This is a genomic window from Algoriphagus sp. NBT04N3, assembly GCF_019443765.1.
In the GTDB taxonomy this organism is placed as follows: Bacteria; Bacteroidota; Bacteroidia; order Cytophagales; family Cyclobacteriaceae; genus Algoriphagus; species Algoriphagus ornithinivorans.
Genome location: NZ_CP048415.1, coordinates 3,371,589 through 3,395,178 on the forward strand (window position 1 = coordinate 3,371,589; position 23,590 = coordinate 3,395,178).

At 41.1% G+C, this 23,590-nt stretch carries 20 protein-coding genes; 11 read left to right on the forward strand and 9 right to left on the reverse strand.

Features of this window, described 5'->3' with window-relative positions:
- Positions 1–111: 111 nt before the first annotated feature.
- Positions 112–1,071, reverse strand: a complete 960-nt coding sequence (locus GYM62_RS14620; protein WP_219956963.1) for a glycosyltransferase — start codon at positions 1,069–1,071, stop codon at positions 112–114.
- Positions 1,072–1,188: 117 nt separating this feature from the next.
- Here GYM62_RS14620 and GYM62_RS14625 point away from each other — a divergent pair, with 117 nt between their 5' ends.
- Positions 1,189–2,844, forward strand: a complete 1,656-nt coding sequence (locus GYM62_RS14625; RefSeq protein WP_219956964.1) for a glycosyltransferase family 39 protein — start codon at positions 1,189–1,191, stop codon at positions 2,842–2,844.
- Here the strand turns inward: GYM62_RS14625 and GYM62_RS14630 are convergent.
- From GYM62_RS14630 to atpD, 6 genes are all read right to left on the reverse strand, one after another.
- A complete protein-coding gene (locus GYM62_RS14630) occupies positions 2,838–4,346 on the reverse strand; it encodes a glycosyltransferase family 39 protein (RefSeq protein ID WP_219956965.1) in 1,509 nt (502 codons plus the stop codon). The two genes, GYM62_RS14625 and GYM62_RS14630, sit on opposite strands and share 7 nt — an antisense overlap.
- A gap of 66 nt (positions 4,347–4,412) precedes the next feature.
- The gene (gene hpf, locus GYM62_RS14635) at positions 4,413–4,718 is read right to left on the reverse strand and encodes a ribosome hibernation-promoting factor, HPF/YfiA family (protein ID WP_091653053.1); all 306 of its coding nucleotides are present in this window, start codon (positions 4,716–4,718) and stop codon (positions 4,413–4,415) included.
- 36 nt (positions 4,719–4,754) lie between these two features.
- Positions 4,755–5,639 carry a tyrosine-type recombinase/integrase gene (locus GYM62_RS14640; protein ID WP_219956966.1) on the reverse strand — a complete coding sequence of 295 codons (885 nt, stop codon included), beginning with the start codon at positions 5,637–5,639 and terminating at the stop codon, positions 4,755–4,757.
- 137 nt (positions 5,640–5,776) lie between these two features.
- Positions 5,777–5,971: a 30S ribosomal protein S21 gene (gene rpsU, locus GYM62_RS14645; RefSeq protein ID WP_091652632.1), complete on the reverse strand. Its 195-nt coding sequence runs from the start codon at positions 5,969–5,971 to the stop codon at positions 5,777–5,779.
- A gap of 149 nt (positions 5,972–6,120) precedes the next feature.
- Positions 6,121–6,366 carry an ATP synthase F1 subunit epsilon gene (gene atpC / locus GYM62_RS14650; protein WP_219956967.1) on the reverse strand — a complete coding sequence of 82 codons (246 nt, stop codon included), beginning with the start codon at positions 6,364–6,366 and terminating at the stop codon, positions 6,121–6,123.
- 80 nt (positions 6,367–6,446) lie between these two features.
- A complete protein-coding gene (atpD, locus tag GYM62_RS14655) occupies positions 6,447–7,949 on the reverse strand; it encodes a F0F1 ATP synthase subunit beta (RefSeq protein WP_091652627.1) in 1,503 nt (500 codons plus the stop codon).
- Positions 7,950–8,256: 307 nt separating this feature from the next.
- Here atpD and GYM62_RS14660 point away from each other — a divergent pair, with 307 nt between their 5' ends.
- The 6 genes from GYM62_RS14660 to GYM62_RS14685 are packed head-to-tail and all read left to right on the forward strand — an operon-like array spanning position 8,257 to position 15,008.
- Positions 8,257–9,129, forward strand: a complete 873-nt coding sequence (locus tag GYM62_RS14660) for a hemin ABC transporter substrate-binding protein (RefSeq protein WP_219956968.1) — start codon at positions 8,257–8,259, stop codon at positions 9,127–9,129.
- On the forward strand, positions 9,129–10,190 hold the full coding sequence (locus GYM62_RS14665) for an iron ABC transporter permease (RefSeq protein ID WP_219956969.1): 1,062 nt from the start codon (positions 9,129–9,131) through the stop codon (positions 10,188–10,190). The genes GYM62_RS14660 and GYM62_RS14665 overlap by 1 nt, the downstream gene beginning before the upstream one ends.
- Positions 10,190–11,011 carry a heme ABC transporter ATP-binding protein gene (locus GYM62_RS14670; protein WP_219956970.1) on the forward strand — a complete coding sequence of 274 codons (822 nt, stop codon included), beginning with the start codon at positions 10,190–10,192 and terminating at the stop codon, positions 11,009–11,011. The genes GYM62_RS14665 and GYM62_RS14670 overlap by 1 nt, the downstream gene beginning before the upstream one ends.
- Positions 10,995–12,044, forward strand: coding sequence for a hemin-degrading factor (locus GYM62_RS14675; RefSeq protein WP_144606995.1), 1,050 nt, complete (start codon positions 10,995–10,997; stop codon positions 12,042–12,044). Before GYM62_RS14670 ends, GYM62_RS14675 begins: the two co-directional genes overlap by 17 nt.
- Before the next feature lie 43 nt (positions 12,045–12,087).
- A complete protein-coding gene (locus GYM62_RS14680; protein ID WP_219956971.1) occupies positions 12,088–14,382 on the forward strand; it encodes a TonB-dependent siderophore receptor in 2,295 nt (764 codons plus the stop codon).
- A 17-nt stretch (positions 14,383–14,399) separates the two neighbouring features.
- Positions 14,400–15,008, forward strand: a complete 609-nt coding sequence (locus GYM62_RS14685; RefSeq protein WP_144606999.1) for an HmuY family protein — start codon at positions 14,400–14,402, stop codon at positions 15,006–15,008.
- Between the two features lie 50 nt (positions 15,009–15,058).
- On the opposite strand, the gene GYM62_RS14690 is transcribed toward GYM62_RS14685, so the two are convergent.
- Positions 15,059–15,541, reverse strand: coding sequence for a C40 family peptidase (locus GYM62_RS14690; protein ID WP_219956972.1), 483 nt, complete (start codon positions 15,539–15,541; stop codon positions 15,059–15,061).
- Positions 15,542–15,715: 174 nt separating this feature from the next.
- On the opposite strand from GYM62_RS14690, the gene GYM62_RS14695 reads away from it, so the two are divergent.
- A complete protein-coding gene (locus tag GYM62_RS14695; protein WP_219956973.1) occupies positions 15,716–17,050 on the forward strand; it encodes a rhodanese-like domain-containing protein in 1,335 nt (444 codons plus the stop codon).
- Positions 17,051–17,188: 138 nt separating this feature from the next.
- Complete coding sequence (locus GYM62_RS14700) at positions 17,189–17,428, forward strand: hypothetical protein (RefSeq protein WP_219956974.1); 240 nt, start codon at positions 17,189–17,191, stop codon at positions 17,426–17,428.
- A 136-nt stretch (positions 17,429–17,564) separates the two neighbouring features.
- Here GYM62_RS14700 and GYM62_RS14705 read toward each other — a convergent pair whose 3' ends face one another.
- A complete protein-coding gene (locus GYM62_RS14705; RefSeq protein WP_219956975.1) occupies positions 17,565–19,751 on the reverse strand; it encodes a S9 family peptidase in 2,187 nt (728 codons plus the stop codon).
- A 306-nt stretch (positions 19,752–20,057) separates the two neighbouring features.
- On the opposite strand from GYM62_RS14705, the gene GYM62_RS14710 reads away from it, so the two are divergent.
- Positions 20,058–21,044 carry a D-alanine--D-alanine ligase gene (locus GYM62_RS14710; RefSeq protein WP_219956976.1) on the forward strand — a complete coding sequence of 329 codons (987 nt, stop codon included), beginning with the start codon at positions 20,058–20,060 and terminating at the stop codon, positions 21,042–21,044.
- Positions 21,045–22,425: 1,381 nt separating this feature from the next.
- Positions 22,426–23,589, forward strand: coding sequence for an AIR synthase related protein (locus GYM62_RS14715; RefSeq protein ID WP_219956977.1), 1,164 nt, complete (start codon positions 22,426–22,428; stop codon positions 23,587–23,589).
- Position 23,590: the final 1 nt, after the last annotated feature.

Consider the following 23,590-nt stretch of genomic DNA (forward strand, 5'->3'; position numbering starts at 1 on the left):
TTGGGGGATTTGTTATTGGTTATTGGTTAATCCTTATTAGTTGTTGGTTATTGAACCAAACGGTCAACGTTATTTAGGGATGTACAATGTACATTTTTCAGCCTTCTCACTTTATACTTCTGACTTCACTGCCTTTCCCTCAAATACTGAACGAACAGTGTAGGTTTTCTTATCTTGAGACTCGAAGTAAGTTCGTACGATGATCTCGGCAATAATCCCTGTGGTAATAAACTGAATGCCTCCAAGAACTAAGATAAAACCCAATATCATGATTGGTCTACCCCAAATATCCTCTCCAATCAATTTGAGAATTAGAAGATAAAAGTTGATCACCACCCCTACCAAAAAAGCAATCAAACCAATCCCCCCAAACAAATGGATGGGGCGCTGAAAGTACTTTTGAAAGAAGAGCATTAAAATCAAATCTGCCATGACCTTGAAAGTACGGCTAAGGCCATACTTGGACTCCCCGTGAATTCTTGGATGATGCTTCACGTCCATTTCGGTCATTCTAGCTCCTTGCTCCTTAGCCAAAACCGGAATGAATCTGTGCAATTCTCCATACAAGCCCATGCCCTGTGCGATTTCCGCCTTGTAAACACGAAGCGTACAGCCATAATCATTGAGATAGACTTTGGTGGTATTTCGGATTACCCAGTTTGCGATTTTAGAAGGAATTTTTCTCAAGACAAATCCATCTTTTCTATTCGCTCTTCTTCCAGCTACCACGTCCCAATCCTCATCCATAGCTTTTTGGAGCATAGTGGGAATGTCGGTAGGATCATTTTGCAAATCTCCATCCATGGTGGCAATATAAGTTCCGATCGCCATATCAATCCCAGCTGCCAATGCGGTGGTTTGTCCGTAGTTTTTATTAAAAATAATCAGCTTAGTCCGTTCATTGGCATACTTCTTCACCTCTGCTACTGTTCCATCAGTAGCTCCATCTTCTACTAAAATCAACTCATATTCGATACCTTCTAACGCTTCATAGGTAGCTTTTAATAGAGGCTGTATATTTTCTTCCTCGTTGTAAACGGTCACTACAACGGACAAAAGTGGCTTGTTCATGCTATAAAATTTCGTCAAAAATACAGGAATTTAATTCGGGGGTCAAAAATCAGCACGAATAACATCGTTTCACAAATTAAATTTGGGCTAGCCAAGGCATTTCAAATATCTTTGGGCATGCTTTTATCTCCTTCAACTGAGCTTCGTATCAACCCCTGGATTTTGATGGGGATTTTTTGCCTTTTGGTTGGTCCATTTGCCTTGGATTTTCACATGCATTACCCAGATGAAATTTATTATCGGGATGCAGCAGTCAAAATGATGGAAAATGGAGACTACCTGACCACTTATTTGGGAAGTGGAGAATTGCGCTTCAAAAAGCCAATCCTGACTTATTGGGCAGTTTTAGCCGGGTTTAAGCTCTTTGGAGTCAATGCATTTGCTTCTAGAATTTTCTTTCTTTTGGCTGGAGCTGCTACGGTAGGATTGACATATAAGCTTTCCATTATTCTATTTGAAAAGAAAAAAATCGCGGGAATATCAGCCCTGATTATGGCTTCCAACCCGGTATTGATTTTGTCAGCATCCAGATCCATCCCGGATGTGCTTTTGGTTTTGACAATGACCATCAGTGCCATTGGCTTTGCCGGCTATTTAAAATATGGAAATCAAGCACCCAAATGGTCCCCATGGGCTTTGTACCTGGGTTTGGCTTTGGCTTTTGAAGTGAAAGGACTTCCGGCAGCTGCTTTAGGCGGGATCGGGATTCTTTATTTGCTAATTAATCCCTGGCAGCGTATTTCCTGGAAAAAACTACTCCATTTACCAGCCATACTGATCAGTGTTTTCATTGGCCTCTTTTGGTTTGCAGCCATGTGGAAAATCCATGGTCCTACTTACCTGGATAATTTCCTAGAAGATCAAGTTGGAATCCGGGTAGCATCAAGGATAGCTTTGATTTTAAAAAATGGATTATTGGCCAGTTTCTTACTGGTGGTAATATTCATACCATGGATATTTTTCATGTTCCCCAACTTGAAAAAATCGGCTCAAACCTGCTGGAAAGAAAATCCACAATTCATCGGCTTCGCCATCCTTTGGGGCTTAGCTATATTGGGAATGGGTGCCTTGACCAGTAAGTTTTACGAGCGTTATCTATTACCCGTAGCTCCGGTATTGGCAGTTGGCATTGCCTGGTTATTGGTAGAAGCAAAATTTGAATCGCAACGGAGAGGACTCAAAGCAGGCAGTCTTGCTTTTTATTCCTTGAATCTAATTCTGTTGGTTGTAGGAGCATATTTGGCTTTTTCTGGAGTAATGCCTTGGATGCAATTATCATTATTGCTCCTTGTATTACTCTATCTAGGACTATTATTATTTCGGGGGAATAAGCTTCCTAAAGTCATTGCCTTTAGTATGATGTCACTTTTTCTAGGGATTAGTCTGATAACGAGTCATATTTCTTTCCCACATCAGGGTCAGCAATTTTCTCAAAAAATAAAAACTGAAAGTAAATCTGAAGTCGGTTTTTTGGGAAACCTTCATGTTGGAAGTAAAATTCGATTAATGCTTTTTCCAGAGACTCATTTGACAGATTTGAGCAGAACTAACTGGGCTGTGCAATTCGAGCAGTATGATCAGGTCATAGTAGAAGACAGCTATCTAGACTCTGTTTTTTATCGATCAGGCAATTACTCAGTCAGAGATTCCTCAGTCAATTGGAATTCCAGAGCGATCCCGGAGCTTTTAAAGAATTATGGTAAACCTGAGTTTGAAGATCTTCTGCAAGAAAAGGGAAAGAAGTACTATTTATTAGAGAAAAGAAATCAATAGCGATCAGTTTGTATAGCTTGATAATACCTTAAATCCCTCCAAACCTGAATAGTCGCAGTTCTAAGCTGCTTTCCTTTGAAATATACCGGATATTTTTCCTCATAAATCAGCTCCCCAAACTGAGCTACATTTTCAGGCGAAGACTCATTCCAAGATACGAACATACCAGTTCTCTCTAAACCAATTTCCTGGTCAAGGCTTTTCCATAAATCAAATTGATTTTTTCTGGAACCCATGCCGGCAACATAAACCTGTGGTACTTCAGGAAGATAAAAAGCCAGTTCTGATGCCATATGGTAACTTTCAGAAAAGTAATAAGCCTCCTCCACTTGCAAACTGTCTTTGAGATACAGGATTCTTCCTGCAAGATCTTTATAGCCGGAAAGCCTTCTAAATGCAACCTTTTCTGCTTGATCTAAATAGACTTTTGACTTCCAGCTTGCAACATCAGGTAAAAAGAGTACCAAAGGAATTGCAAAACTCAAAGCTATCAGAGTGCTTTTTACCCTTTTCCAATTCTTATAATCACGCTCGAGTACATAGGCAAATATTATAGCCAATGAAGGATAAGCGTATGCAGGCCAATTTGCCTCTATACTGGTAAACAAACTCAATCCGGCAAAAAGGAAAAAAGTAAATAAGACAGGAACAAATAAAAATCCAAGTTTGACGCCAGATCTATGGAATATCACTTTTAAGCTCAGCCATAAGAAAGGAAGAAAGAAAACTGAAATCATGGCCAGTTGTCCGCCCAAGTAACTCAACAGACCCCATAGACTCTCTCCTAAGTCTATTCCACTTGATTCACCTGAAACACCTCCCAGAGTTGCCAAATGCCTGAAGGTACTAAAGCCATTTTGCCAGTTCCATATCAAGCTTGGTAAGAAACCCGTTGAAAAAAGGATCAGAAAGAAGGCAAAGCCCTTTCTATTGGTGGAGAAATTCGATGTAAATAATAGGTAAATAGCCAGTATAGGTACTATGACCACCATAATACTTTTTGACATCAGCCCAAAAGCAGCTGCCACCCCTGCCAATATCCACCAACGTGTTCTTTTTTCCACCAGCGCCCTAGCCAGCATATACCAAGAGAGAATCCAGAAAAATGTCAACTCTGAATCGGTCATATGGAAAGTGGAAAAGAGCATCCAGAATGGCATCGCACTCAGTATCAAGCTGGCCCAAAAAGCCATCTTTCTAGAGTGAAATAAGAACTCAGTAAACTTGAATACAACCCATGATGTACCCAAACCAAATAGTATAGCATTGATTCTAACGGCTATTTCTGTATCCCCTAAAATGGAGGTACTTATATAATTAACCGCCGCAATTAAAGGGGGCTTGGAATAATAGTGCCAGGCTAGATTCTTAGACCATAGCCAGTATTGAGCCTCTTCGGTGAAAAGATTGATTTCAGGGCGAAGTGTGAATATAATTTTGATGATCGCCAAGCTAAGTTGAACCAGCCAAAAAGTGGCGATATAGTTGAATTTGTTTTTCATGAAAAGTATTAAAAATGAAAAAACCCTCAGTCTCCTGAGGGTTTATACGTAAAAACCGTTTGGGGTTTACTGTTTTGCCAGCACTACTTTTTCTTTGTACTTCTTGATTTGTCTTCTTAGACCTTCAATAGCCTCATCAGCAGCTCCTTCAAAGGAATCTGTTTGATGCTTCGCAAAAAACTGTTTTCCGGGCACGTTCAATTTAATTTCCACAATTTTATTTTCATTTCGTTCATTCTTGTCCAAACGCATGAAGACCTCACCATCTATGATTCGGTCGTAAAAGGTATCCAGCTTATCGGCTTTTTTCTGAATAAAATCGATCAATTTGCGATCGGCGTCAAAGTGGATGGAGTGCATCTGCAGTTTCATATTGATTTGCATTTAATGGTTGAACAATTGATTTATTTACGCTTTAGGATGTGCCTGTTCAAACACAGCCTTCAGTTTTTCCATAGAATTATGTGTATATACCTGAGTGGCGGCCAGATTAGCATGGCCTAGCAGATCTTTGACTGCATTCAGGTCCGCTCCCTTATTGAGCAGGTGAGTCGCAAAAGTATGTCTCAGTATGTGAGGGCTGCGCTTGGATGTCTGCGCAAACCTATCTAAATACTTCCTGACAATGCGATAAATCATCATAGGATAACTCTTACTTCCTGAATTACTCACAATAAAATAGTGACTTTGTCCTGCTTTTGGAAATCTTTCCTCAAATACTTTTTGATAAGAAAGAATATTTTGTTTGAGGCCTTTTGTGATGGGAATTATTCGTTCTTTTTTCCTTTTTCCAAGCACCTTTACCTGCTCCTGCCCCAGATGAATATCCTCCCATTTCAAGCCTATCAATTCCGAAAGTCGGACACCGGTGAGGTACAAAAACTCCATGACCATACGATCTCTTTGCCCTTCAAATCCGCTATCGTATACACTTTCTTCTAAAACGGAAGCAATGCTGTTTTCCTGTACGAATTCGGGAAGTTTTTTCGGGTTTTTAAGACTCTTTAACTTATAGGTAGGATCTTGGGTGATGACTTCGGTTCGCAACAGAAATTTATAATAAGATCGAAGAGTAGCAATCTTTCGGTTCACAGATGTACTACTGAGACCCTGCTCCACCAGATTTATTACCCAAGCTCTGATCTCACTATGGCTGGCTTCACTGATTTGGTTCAGCTCAAAGGAAAGCTTGACAAAGTCTTCAAACTGCCTCAGGTCCCGCTCGTAGGCCTCAACCGTATGTGGGCTACTTCGCTTCTCATATTCCAGATAGTTGACAAAGGAGTTGATCATAAGCTCTAATTCAAAAGATAAGTTAAGCTAAAAAAGACAACTTTTCACTGACAAATGTCACAGATAGTTTACAAAAAGGCACAAAAAAACAGCTGCTCTTTCGAACAACTGTCTTGCTATGAATGTAATCTTAGCGCTTATTTGCTAGCCTCCTCTTGGAGTCTTTGCTTGTAAGCAGCTTTGATAACTTGATCTCTTCTTTTAACGGAAGGTTTGGTGAATGCCTGACGCGCTCTCAATTCTCTGACAGCACCTGTTTTGTCAAACTTCTTCTTAAAACGCTTCAGCGCTTTTTCGATAGATTCGTTTTCTTTTACGTTTACAATGATCATAAGTATACACCCCCTTTCGCGACTGCAAAGGTAAGGAAATTAATTCTAAATCAGAATTTTATTATAAATTATACTTCTTTTATTCAAGGATATAAACCAAAAAAGTCCAAACTCTCGTTTGGACTTTTTACTTTAAGTTATTTCTATGGTTAGCTGACCACTTTTTCAGCCAACACCACAATCGTATTATCTTTCACCTCCACAACTCCTCCATCCACAACCATGGATTGTTTACCCTCTGCAGTGGTGAAAGAAACTGTTCCTTTGGCCAATGCAGAAACGATAGGAGCGTGATTATTCAACACCTGAAAAGCTCCGGATGCACCCGGAAAACTTGCTTCCGACACCTCACCCTGAAAAACTTTTTTATCCGGCGTTACGATTTCTAATTGCATATTTTGATTAGTTATTGAGTTATTAGGTTAAAGTTATTAGTGGAAACCCTCTAATAACTAATAACCAGTAACTAATTGTATTATTTCACTTCAGCCAACATCTTCTCTCCCTTAGCGATTGCATCTTCTATGCTACCTACCAAGTTGAAAGCTGCTTCAGGAAGGTGGTCTAATTCACCATCCATGATCATGTTAAAGCCTTTGATGGTGTCTTTGATATCTACCAATACACCTTTCAGACCTGTAAACTGTTCTGCAACGTGGAATGGCTGGGACAAGAATCGCTGAACTCGACGAGCTCTGTGAACGACCATCTTATCTTCTTCAGAAAGTTCTTCCATACCCAAAATCGCAATGATATCCTGCAATTCTTTGTATCGCTGCAAGATCTCTTTTACTCGCTGTGCACATCCATAATGCTCTTCACCCAATACAGTTGGGTCCAAGATTCTGGAAGTAGAATCCAAAGGATCCACAGCAGGATAAATACCTAATTCGGCAATCTTTCTAGACAATACCGTAGTAGCATCCAAGTGAGCAAAGGTTGTCGCCGGAGCCGGGTCAGTCAAGTCATCCGCAGGTACGTAAACTGCCTGTACAGAAGTAATGGAACCATTCTTAGTAGAAGTAATTCTTTCCTGCATGGCACCCATTTCTGTAGCCAAAGTAGGCTGGTAACCTACCGCAGATGGCATACGGCCCAAAAGGGCGGATACTTCAGAACCTGCCTGAGTGAATCGGAAGATATTATCAATAAAGAATAGGATATCTTTACCAGCACCTTCTCCATCACCATCTCTATAGTATTCTGCCAAAGTCAATCCTGTCAAGGCTACTCGAGCACGCGCCCCAGGAGGCTCGTTCATCTGACCAAACACGAAGGTTGCTTTGGAGTCTTCTAATTTTTTCAAATCTACTTTAGAAAGATCCCATCCACCTTCTTCTTCCAAGCTGTGGATAAAGTCTTCACCGTAAGTTACGATACCAGACTCGATCATTTCTCTCAATAAGTCATTTCCTTCACGGGTTCTTTCACCCACACCGGCAAATACGGACAAACCAGAGTAAGCCTTTGCGATGTTGTTGATCAATTCCTGGATCAATACCGTCTTACCTACACCGGCACCACCAAACAAACCGATCTTACCACCTTTTGCATAAGGTTCGATCAAGTCAATTACTTTGATACCTGTATAAAGTACTTCGGTAGAAGTAGAAAGATCTTCGAATTTCGGCGCGGATCTGTGAATAGGTAGACGCTTTCCTGCAGGAACCTGAGGAAGACCGTCAATTGCCTCACCTACCACATTGAAAAGACGACCTTTGATCGCATCACCGGTAGGAACAGAGATAGGCTGACCCATGTCTTTAACTTCCATACCACGAACCATCCCTTCGGAAGAGTCCATTGCGATTGTTCTAACTCGGTCTTCTCCAAGGTGCTGCTGAACCTCCATTACGACCACTTGGCCGTTTTCTTTGGTTACTTCCAGCGCGTCAAGGATGTTTGGCAGCTTGCCGCCTTCGAAGGAAACGTCCACTACGGGTCCGATTACCTGCGTTATCTTTCCAATATTTGCCATTTGATTGAATGAAATGTAAAAAGGATATGCTTTTTGAATTCGACCGCAAAATTAATCAATAAAGCCTAATACCAAAGGATATTTGGAAAATTAATCCATTCAATTTCAAGAGACTCCGAAAGCAGCTCTGAAATAGACCTCTGAAAAATTTTTTAATAGCTAGCCCCCCCTCACTGTATTAAATACTCCAACACCTCCTCCCTTTCTATTTTTTTATGAAAACCATAAAAATATTCTATTAATTTTTATTTGGACTGAATCTAATTAAATATACATTTGCATCACTATTGATAATTAATCTAAATAAATGAAAAAGATATTTGCCTTGCTCATCTCCACTGTTTTCCTATTTCAGGCCTGCAAGGAGCAGAAGCAATCTGAAGTACGTCAGAATACTTCCGAGAAATCTCAAAAAATCATTACCGCAGGAGGTACTATTACTGAGGTCCTTTTTAGTCTTGGAATGGCAGACCAAATTATCGCTACCGACCGTACCTCTACTTATCCGGAATCCATGCAAGAACTGCCTAGTATCGGGTACAGAAATCAAATCAAAGCGGAAGGCATACTAAGTCTTGGACCAGACTTGCTTTTGATCGAAGAAGGATATCTTACGGATGATGTAGTGGCCCAACTGAAAGGCACTGGGCTGCAAGTCGAGCTATTCAAGAAACCTACTTCACCGGAAGAAACCAAGGAATTAGTCGTTCAGCTGGGGGATTTTTTTGATAAAAAAGAAGAGGCTACTACCATAACTGCAGCAATCGATCAGGATTTACAGGTACTGAAAGATTACCTATCAAACACCTCAGGTAAGCCAAGAGCTGCCTTTGTTATGGCAAGAGGCCCTGAAAGTTTATTTATTGCAGGAAAAGGATCTTTTGCAGAAAAAATGTTTGAATTGGCTGAAATAGAGTCAGCAGCAACTGGTTTTGAAGATTTTGTTCCGCTAACACCGGAATCTTTGATTCAGATCGATCCGGACTACCTGGTATTTTTTGACTCAGGTATTCAAAGTTTGGGTGGAAAAAAAGGTGTTTCCTCTATCCAGGGTATCCAACAGACACAAGCCTATAACCGAGATCAAATTATCAGTTTAGACGGTCACTATCTCTCTGGTTTTGGACCTAGAGTTGGAAAAGCAGCCTTGGACTTGGCCAAAGCAGTACGCGGTGAATAATGAGCTCATTTAGCAAGTCCATAGCGCTCTCGACATCCAAAGCTATTCTGCTTGGAGGAATGGGAATGCTCTTATTGGTAATTGTAGTTTTTTCTCTTTCCAAAGGAGCCTTTGAAATTTCTCCTCTACAAAGTTTAGCCATTCTTTTATCTGATACAGGTTGGATTGCTGAAGCCTACACCAATCAACAAGCCAATGTATTGCTACAAATAAGACTCCCCAGGATTATCCTTGCCACCTTAGTTGGTGGTGGCTTGGGAATAGCAGGAGCGGCAATGCAGGGCTTATTCAGAAACCCGCTAGTTGAGCCTGGTTTAATCGGGGTGAGTAGTGGATCGGCTTTGTTTGCAGTAATTTATTTGGTCTTATTGCCAGGCTTGTCATCCATCTCTTGGACCCAACAAGTGGGACTACCTCTATTTGCTTTTATTGGAGGGTTTATTCATGTGATTGCAGTTTACCTTTTGTCAAAAGGTTCCGGAAAAGCCAGAACAAGCAACCTGATTTTAGCCGGAGTGGCAATCAATGCCCTGGCTGGCGCATTAATAGGATTGACCCTGTTTTATTCGGACGATGCAGCCTTAAGAAGTTTTACCTTTTGGAGCTTGGGAGACTTGGGGGGTGCTACCTGGCAAAAAATTCCCACAGCAATATTGCTGATTTTAGTTCCTGCGGCCTTATTATTGAATCAAAGCACCCATCTCAATGCAATGTCACTTGGCGAACAGGAAGCTTTTCATTTGGGCATCAATGTCTCCCAATTGAAAATCAAACTTCTTATTCTAACAGCTCTCATTGTAGGGGTTTCAGTTTCTCTCACCGGCATGATAGGCTTTGTCGGATTGGTAGTTCCTCACCTGATTCGCATTTCATTTGGGGCGGACCATAAACTTTTACTTCCCGCCTCTTTTTTGGTCGGGGCAATCCTGTTGAATCTAGCAGACTTAGTAGCGCGGACAATCGCTATTCCTGCAGAACTCCCCATAGGTGTAATCACTGCATTATTGGGAGCACCTTTCTTCATCTATCTTATTTCCACCTTCAATCAAACCAAATCCTGATGCTTTCTGCCTCCGAAATTCACTTTTGTGTCAAACAGAGACCCATCGTCGATCAGGCCAGTTTATCCCTAGAAGCTGGTGAGATTTTGGCTGTTTTAGGACCAAACGGTGCCGGGAAGTCTACTTTATTCAAAATTCTCACCGGAGATGTACCCTGTAAAAGAGGGGAAATCGGGTACAATGGCTGCCCTCTTCACCAACTTAAGTCCAAACAATTGGCCCAAATCCGGGCGGTGATGCCTCAGCACAGTGAAGTCAATTTTCCTTTTACAGCCAAAGAAGTTATTGAGCTGGGACTCATTGCCAGCAGGTCTTCTCAACCTCAGAAACTACTCCAGGATGTGATGGAGCTCACTCAAACCACCAGCCTGCAAAATCAGCAGTTTCAGCATCTTTCTGGGGGAGAACGACAAAGGGTCCAACTGGCCAGAGTCCTGGTACAAATCTGGGAAAAGAAGCTTTTCACGCGCTACCTCCTTCTCGACGAGCCAACTTCAGCCTTGGACATTGCCCAGCAGCACACCGTGTTACAAATATTACAGCAGCTCAAAGATCGGAATATTGGAGTCCTTGTGATCCTGCACGATCTCAATCTGGCTGCTCAATATGCAGACAGAGTATTATTGCTCAAAAACGGAATGATCGAAGCATGCGGTCCGACAACAGATGTCTTGACAGAGAAGACTCTTTCTAAAGTGTTTGACCATCCCGTTACGGTTATGATTCATCCAATTACCGGAAGAAAAATTATCAGTACTGACCATTTCTATCGAAATCCATCACAAAATATTAACAAAGCTTACTATGGAAACTCTATTTGAAACTCAATCTCAACTGAAAACAGCATGGGAAAAATTAAAGTCTGAAAATCCTAAACTCAGGATAAGAAATGCTGCCAGTCAACTGGGCGTAAGTGAGGCAGAATTGCTTGCCACAGGAATTGGAGAAAATGCAGTTCGCCTGACGAATGACTTTACCGAACAGGTAAAGAAATTTCCAAAACTAAAAAAGGTTATGGCACTCACAAGAAATGAAGGATGCGTGCTGGAACATCATGGGGTTTTTCAAAAAATCGAAATCCATCAGGCCGGACCTCAGCAAATTGCCACAGTCATTGGCCCTATTGAGCAACGTATTTTTTTTAAAAACTGGAAATTTGGATTTGCTGTGTCAAACGAGACGCCTAGAGGCACTATGATTTCACTGCAATATTTTGACTCCGCCGGAGAAGCAATTCTTAAGGTTTTTTTACAGGATGAGTCAGATTATGATGCTGCAGAACAGCTAGTCAACGAACATACAGCAACCGATCAACATGAAAAGCTGGAATTTACGAGTATCGAAAAACCAATTACAGTATCGAGAGAGGAACTGGACTACGAGTCCTTCACTTCAGATTGGGAAAATATGAAAGATACTCATGACTTTTTTGGAATGCTTCGAAAATACAAGGTGAACAGGCTCAATGCAGTGGAATGGATAGATGACAAATGGGCCTATGAAGTAGATAGACTCTCAGCTCGCATGGTATTAAATGAAGCAGCAAAAAGCCAGCTTCCAATTATGATTTTCGCCGGAAATAACGGAAATATCCAAATCCATCAAGGCAAAGTTCGCACCATCCGACAATTAGACCAATGGCTGAATGTATTGGACCCGGACTTCAACATGCATTTGAACGAGGATGAAGTCGAAAGGGCATTTGTAGTTCATAAAAATACAACCGAAGGCCTAGTATCTGCATTAGAGCTGTTTGATTCTTCGGGGGAAATGGTAGCACAGTTTTTCGGACTTAGAAAACCCGGAATCCCTCAAAAAGAAGAATGGAAAACGTTAATCGATTCTTTGAAATAATACAACAGGCGGAGGGATAATTCTCCGCCAAAATTTTAAACCTATGTTTAGAATTAATCTAATTAAAGTAGTTATTTCCTTTTGCATGGTCTTATTTACTATTGCTGTCCTAGCTAGTCCACAGCCAAAAAAAGTAGTAGATCAAAATGGACAGCCCGTTCTCCATGCCTCTATTTGGGTCGATGGAAAACTACACCTTCCAATTGAAGAAGACGGTACTGTAAGAAGTTCTGAAACGAAGGGAACAGTCGTCAAAATAGTTGCCCTAGGTTTTGAAACTATGCAATTAAGCTGGGAGGAATGGCAAAAACGCGAAAAAATAGTATTGCAGGAAAAATCAGGGATTCTGGATGAAGTGGTAGTCGCGGCTACTAGGACAGACCGTACCGTGGAAAGCCTCCCCTTACCCGTCACAGTGCTGAATTCCGAAAAAATCCAACAAACAGGTGGACTACGTCTTTCTGATGTTCTTCAAGAGCAAACAGGCTTGCAAATCGTGTCTCAACATGGCACCGGGCTTCAAATGCAGGGACTGGACTCTGACTATATCCTTATCCTACTTGACGGAGAACCATTGATCGGTAGAACAGCCGGAACATTTGACTTGAACCGCCTCTCCATTTCTAATATCGAGCGAATTGAGATTCTACGCGGGCCATCTTCCGCTATCTATGGAAGTGAAGCCATGGCAGGAGTGATCAATATTATCACCAAGTCATTCGGGAGAGAAAATCAGCTGGATGTTGGCTTGCGTCACCGCTCCTTCAACACCTGGAATCCAACTGGGAATTTGAACTTGGGATCCAAAAAATGGAATACAAGCCTATTTTATGACTATTTCGAGACCGGAGGTTTTGATCTCAGACCCGAAACCATCGGTCAGACCCAGAACCCCTATCAGGCACATACTGCTCAAGTCAAAGTCTCAGGTAACCTATCAGAAAAATGGCAATCGAGCCTATTCGTCCGTGCCTATCAGGAGAATTCTACCGGAGAGATGCAGTCGTCTGGGAACGAGATACTGGATATGAATAATTCAAGAAGCGACCTGAATATTAACCCTACTTTGAGATTCAAGCCTTCTCAAAAATTTCTAATATCCTTGAGAGGCATGAGCAGTTGGTTTTCCACCAATTCGGTGACTAGATTCCAATCCGATCAAAGCTTTTTTGATATTCAGAATTTTGATCAATTTTATCATCGCACAGAAGTACAAACTGATTTTCAGGCTACACCCACACACCTGATCACTTTGGGCTTAGGACAACTGATCGAAACAGTAGATGCCACCCGGTATGAAGATAAAAATCGGTTTGATGCAGGGTATTTTTTCCTGCAACATCAATGGGATCCTAAACCAAAAGTCAATCTGGTAACAGGACTTCGTGGAGATTTGCATTCTCAATACGGAGGAAGGCTCAGCCCAAAAATTGCCGGACAATACAAATTTTCTGAAAATTTCAGTTGGCAAGCATCCATAGGAGCCGGTTTTAAGGCACCGGACTTTCGTCAAATCCTTCTCAACTTCAATAACGCTTCCTCAGGATACTATGTATTTGGATCTAACCTGGCTGAGGAAGGAATCCGACGCTTGGAAAACGAAGGGTTAATAGCAAGAGTATTAATCGCTCCTGAAAACTTAGGAGAGCTAAAAGCGGAAAGCTCATGGGCTATCAATTCTGGGCTCAGGTGGAAAATTGGTTCCAAAATACTAGTACAGGGCAACTTATTTAGAAACCAAATCACCAACCTGATTGAAACAGCGCCTATAGCCCAGCTCAAAAGTGGACAAAATGCATTTTCCTATTTCAACATAAGAAGTGTAGTCACGCAAGGGCTTGAAATGGATTTCAATTATGCATGGAACAATCACCTATCCTTCAGTATCGGCTACTCCTTCCTGGATTCTCGGGATTTGGATGTTTTAGAAAGGATAGCATCAGGAGAACTATTTCAAAGAAACTCCCAAAACCAAACCGTCAGAGTAACACGGGCAGATTATGGAGGACTTTTCAATAGAAGTCGACACAGTGGCAATGTGAAAATCAATTATCATCATCCAAAGACCGGGATTGATTTAGCCCTACGAGGAATTTACAGAGGCGAATTTGGTTTTGCCGATCTGAATGGAAATCTCATCCTCGACGACAAGAGAGAATATGCACCAGGCTGGATGAGCCTCAATATCAACCTCACCAAAACATTCTCCAACGGCATTCAACTGGAATTGGGAGGAACCAATCTTCTCAACATAGAAACTCCTGCCCAGCCTAATAATCCAGGCAGAATGCTATTTACAGGAATTCAATTACCCCTCATGAACTTTATCAAAAACTAAATTCAATTTATACATCTATGAAAACTAACCTAAAATCCATCTTTTATCTTCTCATCTTCTTTGGAGCATTTGCCTGCGATACTACCGATGATGCTCAACCTAGAGTTGAGCTGGAGGCCATTCTTGTAGCAGATTTAGCCGCTCCCAATGATGTCATCGATCGAAATACAGGCGAGGTCGAAAAAGTGAATCCCTTTCAATATTTCAGTTTGGAGCAAAATGCCATTGTCAGCGAAACAGATGATTGGGACTTGGCATTCAAAGGAACCACCATCCGAACCAACAGTTCAAAAAACGTAAAGGCGGCGATTGTAAGCGGTATTTTTGAGGAAATCAACCAAGTGCCAACTTCCGCTACGTTCGCCACTGATAGCGAATCTACTTTTGCGATTCCTACAGGTAGTGGAAATGGCTGGTATAATTACAATTCAGCAACTTTCACAGTGACTCCGATCCCAGGCAGAGTGATCCTGGTAAAAACCACCGGGGGTAACTACAGCAAAATCGAAATTCTAAGCTATTACAAAGGAAATCCTCCGGCAGATCAAATTGACCCAAGAGCCACTCCAAGCGGGCACTATACTTTCCGCTACGTACTCCAGACTGACGGAAGTAAAAATTTCTAATCACTAATCCAAAAAAGAGCGCTCAGTCGCTCTTTTTTTTTTCTGAACTGCTACTCCAAAAGTCTCCTCCCAAAAAGGAAGGCCTTGCTCCAGTATCGATTACTTAAAAAATCCTCGGTAACCCCCAAAGAAGTTGAAGCATGAATAAATCGAATATCGCCTTTTTTTGATTCGGTAACTATTCCTGCATGCGTCACTTGATTTCTCCTTCTTCCTGTTGCAAAAAACAAAAGGTCACCTTCTTTCAACTCTCGGGGGCTGACTTTTTTCCCCATTTTGGCCTGATCCGCTGATATCCTGGGCATAGTGATCCCTACAGCATAAAAGGAGTGAAATACTAATGCAGAACAATCCATACCTGCCCGAGTGGTACCCCCGTACTTATAAGGAGTTCCGGTAAAAGATTTTGCTGTGGAAATTACCGTGAATACCGGGTCTTCCCTACTGATTTTTTTAGATTTACAGGAAGCAGTCAGAACCGCCAGAACAATCAAAAAGAATAAACTTCGTAAATAGGTTTTCTCTAAAAACACTGGAACTCGTTTGGTTTAGTTGATCAATTTTACTTCTCTTCTGGATCAGAAGCAAGATTTAACCTATTCAAATTTTTCTCATTTTGTGTTGTTAGAAAGGGATGGTGATCTGAATCACTGAACTAGGCTGCATTAAGCTGTACTTTTGTACCATCAATTTGAACTAATCAATCTATGAATATCAAACAATTTTATGATGAAGGTCTGGCCCACGCTAGTTATGCTATTGAAAGTGAAGGCCTGATCGCTTTGGTGGACCCTGGGAGAAATCCCAATCCTTACTACGACTTTGCAGAAACCTGCGGAGGCAAAATTGTCGCGGTAATTGAAACTCACCCGCATGCTGATTTTGTGAGTTCACATTTAGAATTTCATCAAAATGAGGATGCCACAATTTACGTTTCTAAACTCGTGGAAGCTGACTATCCCCACAGCTCATTTGATGAGGGGGATTCATTCAAATTGGGAAAACTAAGTTTTCATGCTTTGCATACCCCAGGACATTCTCCCGATTCTATCAGTGTTATTTTGAAAGATGAAAATGGGAAGGATTATGCGCTGTTTTCCGGGGATACACTATTTATAGGAGATGTGGGCAGGCCTGATTTGAGAGAAAAAGCAGGAAACATGAAAGCTCAAAGGAAGGAACTTGCTCAAATGATGTATAAGACGGTTCAAACTAAGTTGAAACCACTTTCAGATGATATAATTGTATATCCTGCTCATGGAGCGGGGTCTCTTTGCGGAAAAAATCTCAGTGATGAACGCCAATCTACTATTGGAGAGCAAAGAGAAAACAATTGGGCATTTGGAGATTTGGATGAAAAAAGTTTCGTCGACTCCTTATTGGAAGGTCAACCCTATATCCCCAAATATTTCAGCTATGATGTAGATATGAATAAGACAGGAGCTCCTGCCTATCAAAGATCTATTTCTAGAGTAGGCATTTGGTCAGAGGGCGCATCCATTTCCGAAGGATCATTGATAATAGATGCCAGAAAAAAAGAAACCTTTGCCGAAGGGCATATTCCCGGTTCGATTAATATTATGAATGGGGCAAAATTCGAAACTTGGTTAGGCTCAATTGTAGCACCGGAAGAACATTTCTTTTTAGTCTCTGACTCAATTGCCGAATTGGAAGATTTGATAAATAAAGCATCGAAAATAGGATATGAGCAATTGATCAAAGCTGCGGTAATCAACCCTAAAGGTATGAGTGCCCGAGAATCAAGCTTCAACGTGGATGAATTTAAAACTAACCCAGACAAATTTACCATTGTAGATATCCGAAGCAGAGATGAAAATCACAACTCACCAATTTTCGAGAAAGCGATGAATATCCCTTTGCAGGAACTGCGAGAAAGAACAGTTGAAATACCTGATGAGAAACCCATCTTGGTACACTGTGCAGGCGGATATAGGTCTGCAGCGGGAAGCAGTATTGTGGCAGGTCAAAAACAAAATGTTGAAGTTTTTGACTTTAGTGAAGAGATCAAAAACTTTCAGTAAGAATCTCAATTAAAATTTAAAATACCCTTGGTAAGTTTGCTAAGGGTATTTTTTTGATCATTTACTTACTTCTTTCCCACCCGGTTGAACAAAAGCCCAAACAATTTTGGTTAACTTTATCAGACTGCGAGATGTGATATGAGTAAAGAAGAGTTCAGACAACTTCCCCTTCATCTAAAAATCAAAACCCTCTACATGGAGGCTACTTTTGTCGTGGCCATTAGATACTATCGTCATAAGGTTAATTTGTACCTGCTGGAGAATGAATACGTGGAAGTTTTTTACAATCACAAGGAAGATAAAATCGATAAAATTGACTTTTTACCTCGGGATCATAGCCGGATGAAGTTTTATCTTGATCAGATTAAATTGGCTTAGACTCTCGCAAAGTCGCAAAGGATCAGAACAATCAAGTCCATAACTCCCCCTAGCGTTAAAGTATGCTTTGCTCCTTTTCCTCTTTGCGGGAGACAATAAAAAAACCGCAGAACTCTCATTCTGCGGTTTTCATTTTTTATAGCTTTCTTTTCAAAAAGTCCGTCATCATGGAATACAAATGCCATGTCGTATTCCCCCCATAAATGCCGTGGTTTCTATTGGGATAATAAAAAGTCTCAAACTGCTTATCCGCAGCTATCAAAGCATCTACCAAGTCCACCGAGTTTTGGAAATGCACATTGTCATCCCCCGTTCCGTGAATTAACAGGAAGTTTCCTTTCAGTTTGTTGACATGTGAGATAGGACTATTATCATCGTAACCTGAAGGATTAAGCTGTGGAGTTTGCAAATAGCGCTCAGTGTAGATTGTATCATAATATCTCCAGGTAGTTACTGGGGCAACTGCTATTGCTGTTTTAAAGACATCATTGCCAATCATCAAAGAAAGGGAAGACATATAGCCTCCATAAGACCAACCCCAAATTCCTATTCTTGATGAATCAACATAAGATTGCTTCGCAAAATACTTAGCGCCCTCGATTTGATCTATGGTTTCCAGATTGCCCAAATTTGCGTAAGTCGCATGCTTGAAATCACGTCCTCTGGCTCCAGTACCTCTATTGTCCACACAGGCTACGATATACCCTTCTGCAACAAGAGCCTGATGCCAAAAATCACGAGTTCCACCCCAAGAGTTTAAGACATTTTGAGAGCCTGGACCTCCATAGACATACATGAGCACAGGATATTTTTTATTCGGGTCAAAATCCGCAGGTTTGATGACATAACCATTCAATGCAGTTCCGTCAACAGTTGGGAAAGTGAAGAACTCTTTTTTACCTAAGGCAAAACTTTTCAATCGCTCCTTCAACTCTTCATTTTCTTCCAAAGACTTAAGCAATTTCCCGCTAGATTCATGCAAGGTCACTACCTGAGGCATCTCTGTGGTGGAATAATAATCAATGAAGAAACGATGGTCCGGACTCATATTGATTCTGTGAGTTCCTGCCAATGGAGTCAATGTTTTTTTATTTTTCCCAGAAAAATCAATCACATAAAAGTTTCGCTCCAAAGGAGAAGCTTCTGCAGACACAAAGTAGATTTTTTTATTCTTTTCATCCACTCCTACCAACTCAGTCACTTCCCAATCTCCGCTGGTAATTTGACGGATCAAGCTTCCATCCATCGCATGGTGATAAATATGCTTATACCCGTCCTTTTCAGAAGTTCGAATAAAGCTCTTTCCGTCACTTAGGTATTGTAAATTGTCATTATAATCTAAATCCACATAAGTCTCAGACTCCTCAGATAGAATAAGTTTACTGGAGCCAGTTGTAGCATTCGCATGGAAAAGGTCCAACTTATTCTGAAGTCTATTTAAGCGAATGAAAGCAAGTTGATTAGCATCTTTGGTCCAATAGATTCTCGGTAGGTAAATATCTTTCTCTGACCCAGCATCTACTTTTTGAATATTTTTTGAAGCCAAATCATATACATGAATGCTTACCTCTGCATTTTGCTCACCCGCTTTAGGATATTTAAATCTGTAATCAGCAGGATAAAGCGGCCCCCACAACTGCATATTAAATTCAGGCACATCTGTTTCATCGAATCTGATAAATGCTATTTTCTTTCCGTCAGGTGACCAAGAAAATGCCTGAGACATGGAAAATTCCTCTTCATATACCCAATCTGCTGCACCGTTAATGATTTTATTCCACTCACCATCCTTTGTGATCTGAGTGGTTTGGTTAGTAGCCAGCTCCACTAGGTACAAGTTATTATCTTTTACAAAAGCTACTTTGTCATTGTCAGGAGATAAAGTCGCATAGGAGATCTTCTCCCCATTCATCAACTGTTGCTTTTCTCCTGTAGCCATATCGACTACATAGAAAATCCCTTTGGTAGATCTTCGATAAATAGATTCAACATCGGTAGCTACCAGAGCTTTTGATTCGTCGGAATTGAAGGAATAAGAAGAAAAATTGAGTCCTAAAGCTCTTCCGTCCAAAAGGACTGCTTCTTCAGCACCTGTGGTTACATTGATTTTTACTACTGTGGGAAATCCTCCACGGTTTACTTGGGAACTGTAATATTTCCCGTCTTTCATCCAGTTGATCCCGTAAACGGATTTTTGGGCGAAGGTATTTTTCTTGAAAACATCTTCAAGACTTACCTTTTTGAGAGCCTGAGCCTGCAAGGAGACAGAGGCCAAAAACAAGATCAGAAAAAGCGAAGATGCTTTTTTCAAACTTTCAATCATATCAGTCGTATTTTTGGGTATTTGCAAGTTTTATAGACGGCGAATATAAAAAAACTCTCGATAGCATTTTTGTTCCATTTGGATGAAAAGTTACAGAACCCTCCAAGGGCTTTAAGTCCCTTGGAGCGGTTTAAAAGCTTATTAAATTTATAGTAGGAAAATTTTAAAAATGCCTCGATCTAGCATCCCATTTGAATTTCTAAGTTTTTTTTGAAAATAGAACCTATTAAAAAACCGTTGGAGGGTAGCAATAACTTGGACTATAAAAAGAAATTAAGCTACTTCGCATATTGATTTTTCCCAGCCATGAAGAAGAAAATTGCCTTGGTAACCGGAGGATTCACCGGTGAATCCGTCATCTCCCTAAAAAGCGCTGCTGTTGTCGAAAAAACCATAGACCGCGACAGGTATGACGTGTACAAAATCTTGATTTATCCAGGGGATTGGCATTTTGTCTGCGAGTCTGGAGAAAAAATCCCTGTTGATCTCAATGACTTCAGTATTTCCATCGGAGACGAAAAAATCACCTTTGATGGAGTTTTCAATATTTTACATGGCTCCCCGGGTGAAGACGGCAAATTGGCGGGATACTTTGATATGCTGGGAATCCCTTATACCACTTGCGATCAGCTGACTTCAGCTATCACTATGAATAAAGGCTATACCAAAGCTATTGTTCAAGATATCCCCGAATTACATATTGCACAGTCCATTCAACTTTTTGAAAATACTGAAAAGAATAGAAAGCGAATTGAGGGAGAATTAAGCCTTCCACTGTTTATCAAACCGAATAATGGTGGTAGCTCAATCGGAATGAGTAAAGTCAAAACCTGGGAGGAGTTATCTGAGGCCTTGGAAAAAGCTTTCGCGGAAGACAAACAGGTATTGGTTGAGGAATTTGTATCAGGAAGGGAGTTTTCTGTGGGAGTTTTCCGAGGAAAAGGCGAGATCACAGTACTTCCTGCTACGGAGATTGTGAGCAGCAAGGAGTTCTTTGATTTCGAAGCAAAATATATCCCTGGAGTTTGCGAAGAAATAACTCCAGGCCGAATGAATGAGGAGGAAATAGGAAGAGTTTCAAGGGTGGCATCAAGGGTGTATGAAAAACTCAATTGCAGAGGAGCTGTTCGAATTGATTATTTCTTGGAAAAGGAAACCGGAAAGTTCTTTTTTATTGAAATCAATACGGTGCCTGGGCAAACAGAAACCAGCTTAATTTCTCAGCAGATCCGGGCAATTGGTATGGAAGTAAAGGACTTTTATACCCAGTTGATTGAGGAGATGTTCGTGTAATTTTGAAAGTGCAAAGATTCTCTCGCGGCGGCGCGGCGATTCTTTTGACTCCCGCAAAGTATAGAAGAGGCAAAGTGATTTATTTGGTTTGATTTTTTTCCCGCAGATTTTCGCGGATTAATTCGCTGATAAACGCTGATTTTGCTCTACCAAGAACCAAATATTTCGCCGAAGGCGTATTTCGCTCGACGAAGGAGAGCATATTTCAGCAAAGCTGTATTTCGCGAAGCATATCTATTATCTCTCGCAGCGACGCGGCGGCGCAGCGATATGTATTTCTAGTTTATTTCAGCGAAGCATATTTCACAAAGTATTTTTCTAAAATCCCCCTAACCCCTTTAATTCTACAACTCGTCCCAAATCAGTACAGAATTCCAAAGGGGGATTTGTCTCGTATTTCACTCGACGAAGGAGAGCTTATTTCAGTGTAGCGTATATCACTAAGCATATCTTTTCCTCTCGCAGCGGCGCAGCGACGCAACGATTCTTTTGACTCCCGCAAAGTATAGAAGAGGCAAAGTGATTTATTTGATTTTTTCCCGCAGATTTTCGCGGATTATTTCGCTGATAATCGCAGATTTTGATCTACCCAAAACCCGATATTTCGCCGTAGGCGTATTTCGCTCGACGAAGGAGAGCATATTTCAGCAAAGCTGTATTTCGCGAAGCATATCAATTATCTCTCGCAGCGGCGCGGCGGCGCAGAGTTTTTTAATAATCCCGCAAAGAATGAAAGAGGCAAAGTGATTTATTTGGTTTTTTCCCGCAGATTTTCAGGGATTACTTCGCTGATAAACGTTGATTTTGCTCTACCAAGAACCAAATATTTCGCTGAAGGCGTATTTCGCTCGACGAAGGAGAGCATATTTCAGCAAAGCTGTATTTCGCGAAGCATATCAATTATCTCTCGCAGCGGCGCAGCGACGCAACGATTCTTTTGACTCCCGCAAAGTATAGAAGAGGCAAAGTGATTGATTTGATTTTTCCCGCAGATTTTCGCTGATTAATTCGCAGATAAGCGCTGATTTTGATCCATCAAGAACCTAATATTTCGCCGAAGGCATATTTCGCGAAGCTATATTTCACGAAGTATATCTTTTTATCTCTCGCAACGGCGCAGCGGCGCAGTGATTCTTTTGACTCCCGCAAAGTATAGAAGAAACAAAGTGATTTATTTGATTTTTTCCCGCAAATTTTCGCGGATTAATTCGCTGATTTTGATCTACCTGGAACCCAATATTTCGCCGAAGGCGTATTTCGCTCGACGAAGGAGAGCTTATTTCAGCAAAGCGTATCTCACAAAGTATATTTCCCAAATATTTCCTTCTTCAATGCTTCGGAATACTTAACTTTGTCCATTGGTAACCAATCCCAAAAAACCATGAACGAGCGCTACATGCAGCGCGGTGTTTCCGCCTCCAAAGAAGATGTCCATAATGCAATCTCTAAGTTGGACAAAGGACTTTTTCCCAATGCATTTTGCAAAATCGTAGAAGACACTTTAGGCTCTGATCCGGATTATTGCAATATCATGCATGCGGACGGTGCGGGAACCAAATCCTCTCTAGCTTATCTCTATTGGAAAGAAACAGGGGACTTAAGCGTGTGGAAAGGAATAGCACAGGATGCGATCATTATGAATACGGATGACCTTCTCTGTGTGGGAGCCATCAATAATATTCTCGTATCCTCCACTATTGGTAGAAATAAAAACCTGATCCCGGGAGAAGTAATCTCTGCCATCATAGAAGGTACTGAGGAGGTTCTTCAAATGCTACGGGACAAGGGAGTTCATGCAGTGCTAACAGGCGGGGAAACTGCCGATGTGGGAGATTTGGTTCGCACCGTGATCGTAGACAGCACCGTTACCTGCAGAATGCGAAGGGAAGATGTCATTTCCAATGATAAAATTCAGCCCGGAGACGTAATCGTAGGTTTGGCTTCATACGGACAGGCCAATTATGAGACAGAATATAATGGAGGCATGGGTAGCAATGGATTGACTTCTGCCAGACATGATGTATTCAACAAGGTTTTAAAAACCAAATACCCAGAATCATTTGATCCAGCTGTTCCGGATGACTTAATCTATTCCGGCAAATACAATCTAACTGATGCAGCTCCAGGCGCTCCGGTAAATATTGGAAAATTGGTTCTATCTCCTACCCGAACTTATGCGCCAATAATGGTGGATGTCTTAAATTATTTGAGACCTCATATTCATGGTTTGGTTCATTGCAGCGGAGGCGCTCAAACCAAAGTCCTGCATTTTGTAGAGAATGTACATGTGATTAAGGATAATCTCTTTGAAACTCCTCCACTCTTCAGAATCATACAGGAAGAAAGTAAAACCGACTGGAAAGAGATGTACAAAGTATTTAATATGGGCCACCGCATGGAAGTATATCTCGATGAAAGACACGCGGAAGAAATCATTGATATAGCAGAATCTCATGGAGTTGAAGCTCAGATTATCGGAAGAGTAGAGCCATTTGAGGGAAAAAAAGTAACTATTCAAAGTCCACACGGCACTTTTGAGTATTAAG

Bases quoted from the DNA above. Each gene is read 5' to 3' on its own strand.
- GYM62_RS14705 (WP_219956975.1), bottom strand. From the start codon at position 19,751: ATGATTGAAAGTTTGAAAAAAGCATCTTCGCTTTTTCTGATCTTGTTT.
- GYM62_RS14695 (WP_219956973.1), top strand. From the start codon at position 15,716: ATGAATATCAAACAATTTTATGATGAAGGTCTGGCCCACGCTAGTTAT.
- GYM62_RS14620 (WP_219956963.1), bottom strand. From the start codon at position 1,071: ATGAACAAGCCACTTTTGTCCGTTGTAGTGACCGTTTACAACGAGGAA.
- hpf (WP_091653053.1), bottom strand. From the start codon at position 4,718: ATGAAACTGCAGATGCACTCCATCCACTTTGACGCCGATCGCAAATTG.
- GYM62_RS14680 (WP_219956971.1), top strand. From the start codon at position 12,088: ATGTTTAGAATTAATCTAATTAAAGTAGTTATTTCCTTTTGCATGGTC.
- GYM62_RS14665 (WP_219956969.1), top strand. From the start codon at position 9,129: ATGAGCTCATTTAGCAAGTCCATAGCGCTCTCGACATCCAAAGCTATT.
- GYM62_RS14675 (WP_144606995.1), top strand. From the start codon at position 10,995: ATGGAAACTCTATTTGAAACTCAATCTCAACTGAAAACAGCATGGGAA.
- GYM62_RS14670 (WP_219956970.1), top strand. From the start codon at position 10,190: ATGCTTTCTGCCTCCGAAATTCACTTTTGTGTCAAACAGAGACCCATC.
- rpsU (WP_091652632.1), bottom strand. From the start codon at position 5,971: ATGATCATTGTAAACGTAAAAGAAAACGAATCTATCGAAAAAGCGCTG.
- GYM62_RS14700 (WP_219956974.1), top strand. From the start codon at position 17,189: ATGAGTAAAGAAGAGTTCAGACAACTTCCCCTTCATCTAAAAATCAAA.
- GYM62_RS14710 (WP_219956976.1), top strand. From the start codon at position 20,058: ATGAAGAAGAAAATTGCCTTGGTAACCGGAGGATTCACCGGTGAATCC.
- GYM62_RS14640 (WP_219956966.1), bottom strand. From the start codon at position 5,639: ATGATCAACTCCTTTGTCAACTATCTGGAATATGAGAAGCGAAGTAGC.
- GYM62_RS14625 (WP_219956964.1), top strand. From the start codon at position 1,189: ATGCTTTTATCTCCTTCAACTGAGCTTCGTATCAACCCCTGGATTTTG.
- GYM62_RS14715 (WP_219956977.1), top strand. From the start codon at position 22,426: ATGAACGAGCGCTACATGCAGCGCGGTGTTTCCGCCTCCAAAGAAGAT.
- GYM62_RS14630 (WP_219956965.1), bottom strand. From the start codon at position 4,346: ATGAAAAACAAATTCAACTATATCGCCACTTTTTGGCTGGTTCAACTT.
- GYM62_RS14685 (WP_144606999.1), top strand. From the start codon at position 14,400: ATGAAAACTAACCTAAAATCCATCTTTTATCTTCTCATCTTCTTTGGA.
- GYM62_RS14660 (WP_219956968.1), top strand. From the start codon at position 8,257: ATGAAAAAGATATTTGCCTTGCTCATCTCCACTGTTTTCCTATTTCAG.
- atpC (WP_219956967.1), bottom strand. From the start codon at position 6,366: ATGCAATTAGAAATCGTAACGCCGGATAAAAAAGTTTTTCAGGGTGAG.
- atpD (WP_091652627.1), bottom strand. From the start codon at position 7,949: ATGGCAAATATTGGAAAGATAACGCAGGTAATCGGACCCGTAGTGGAC.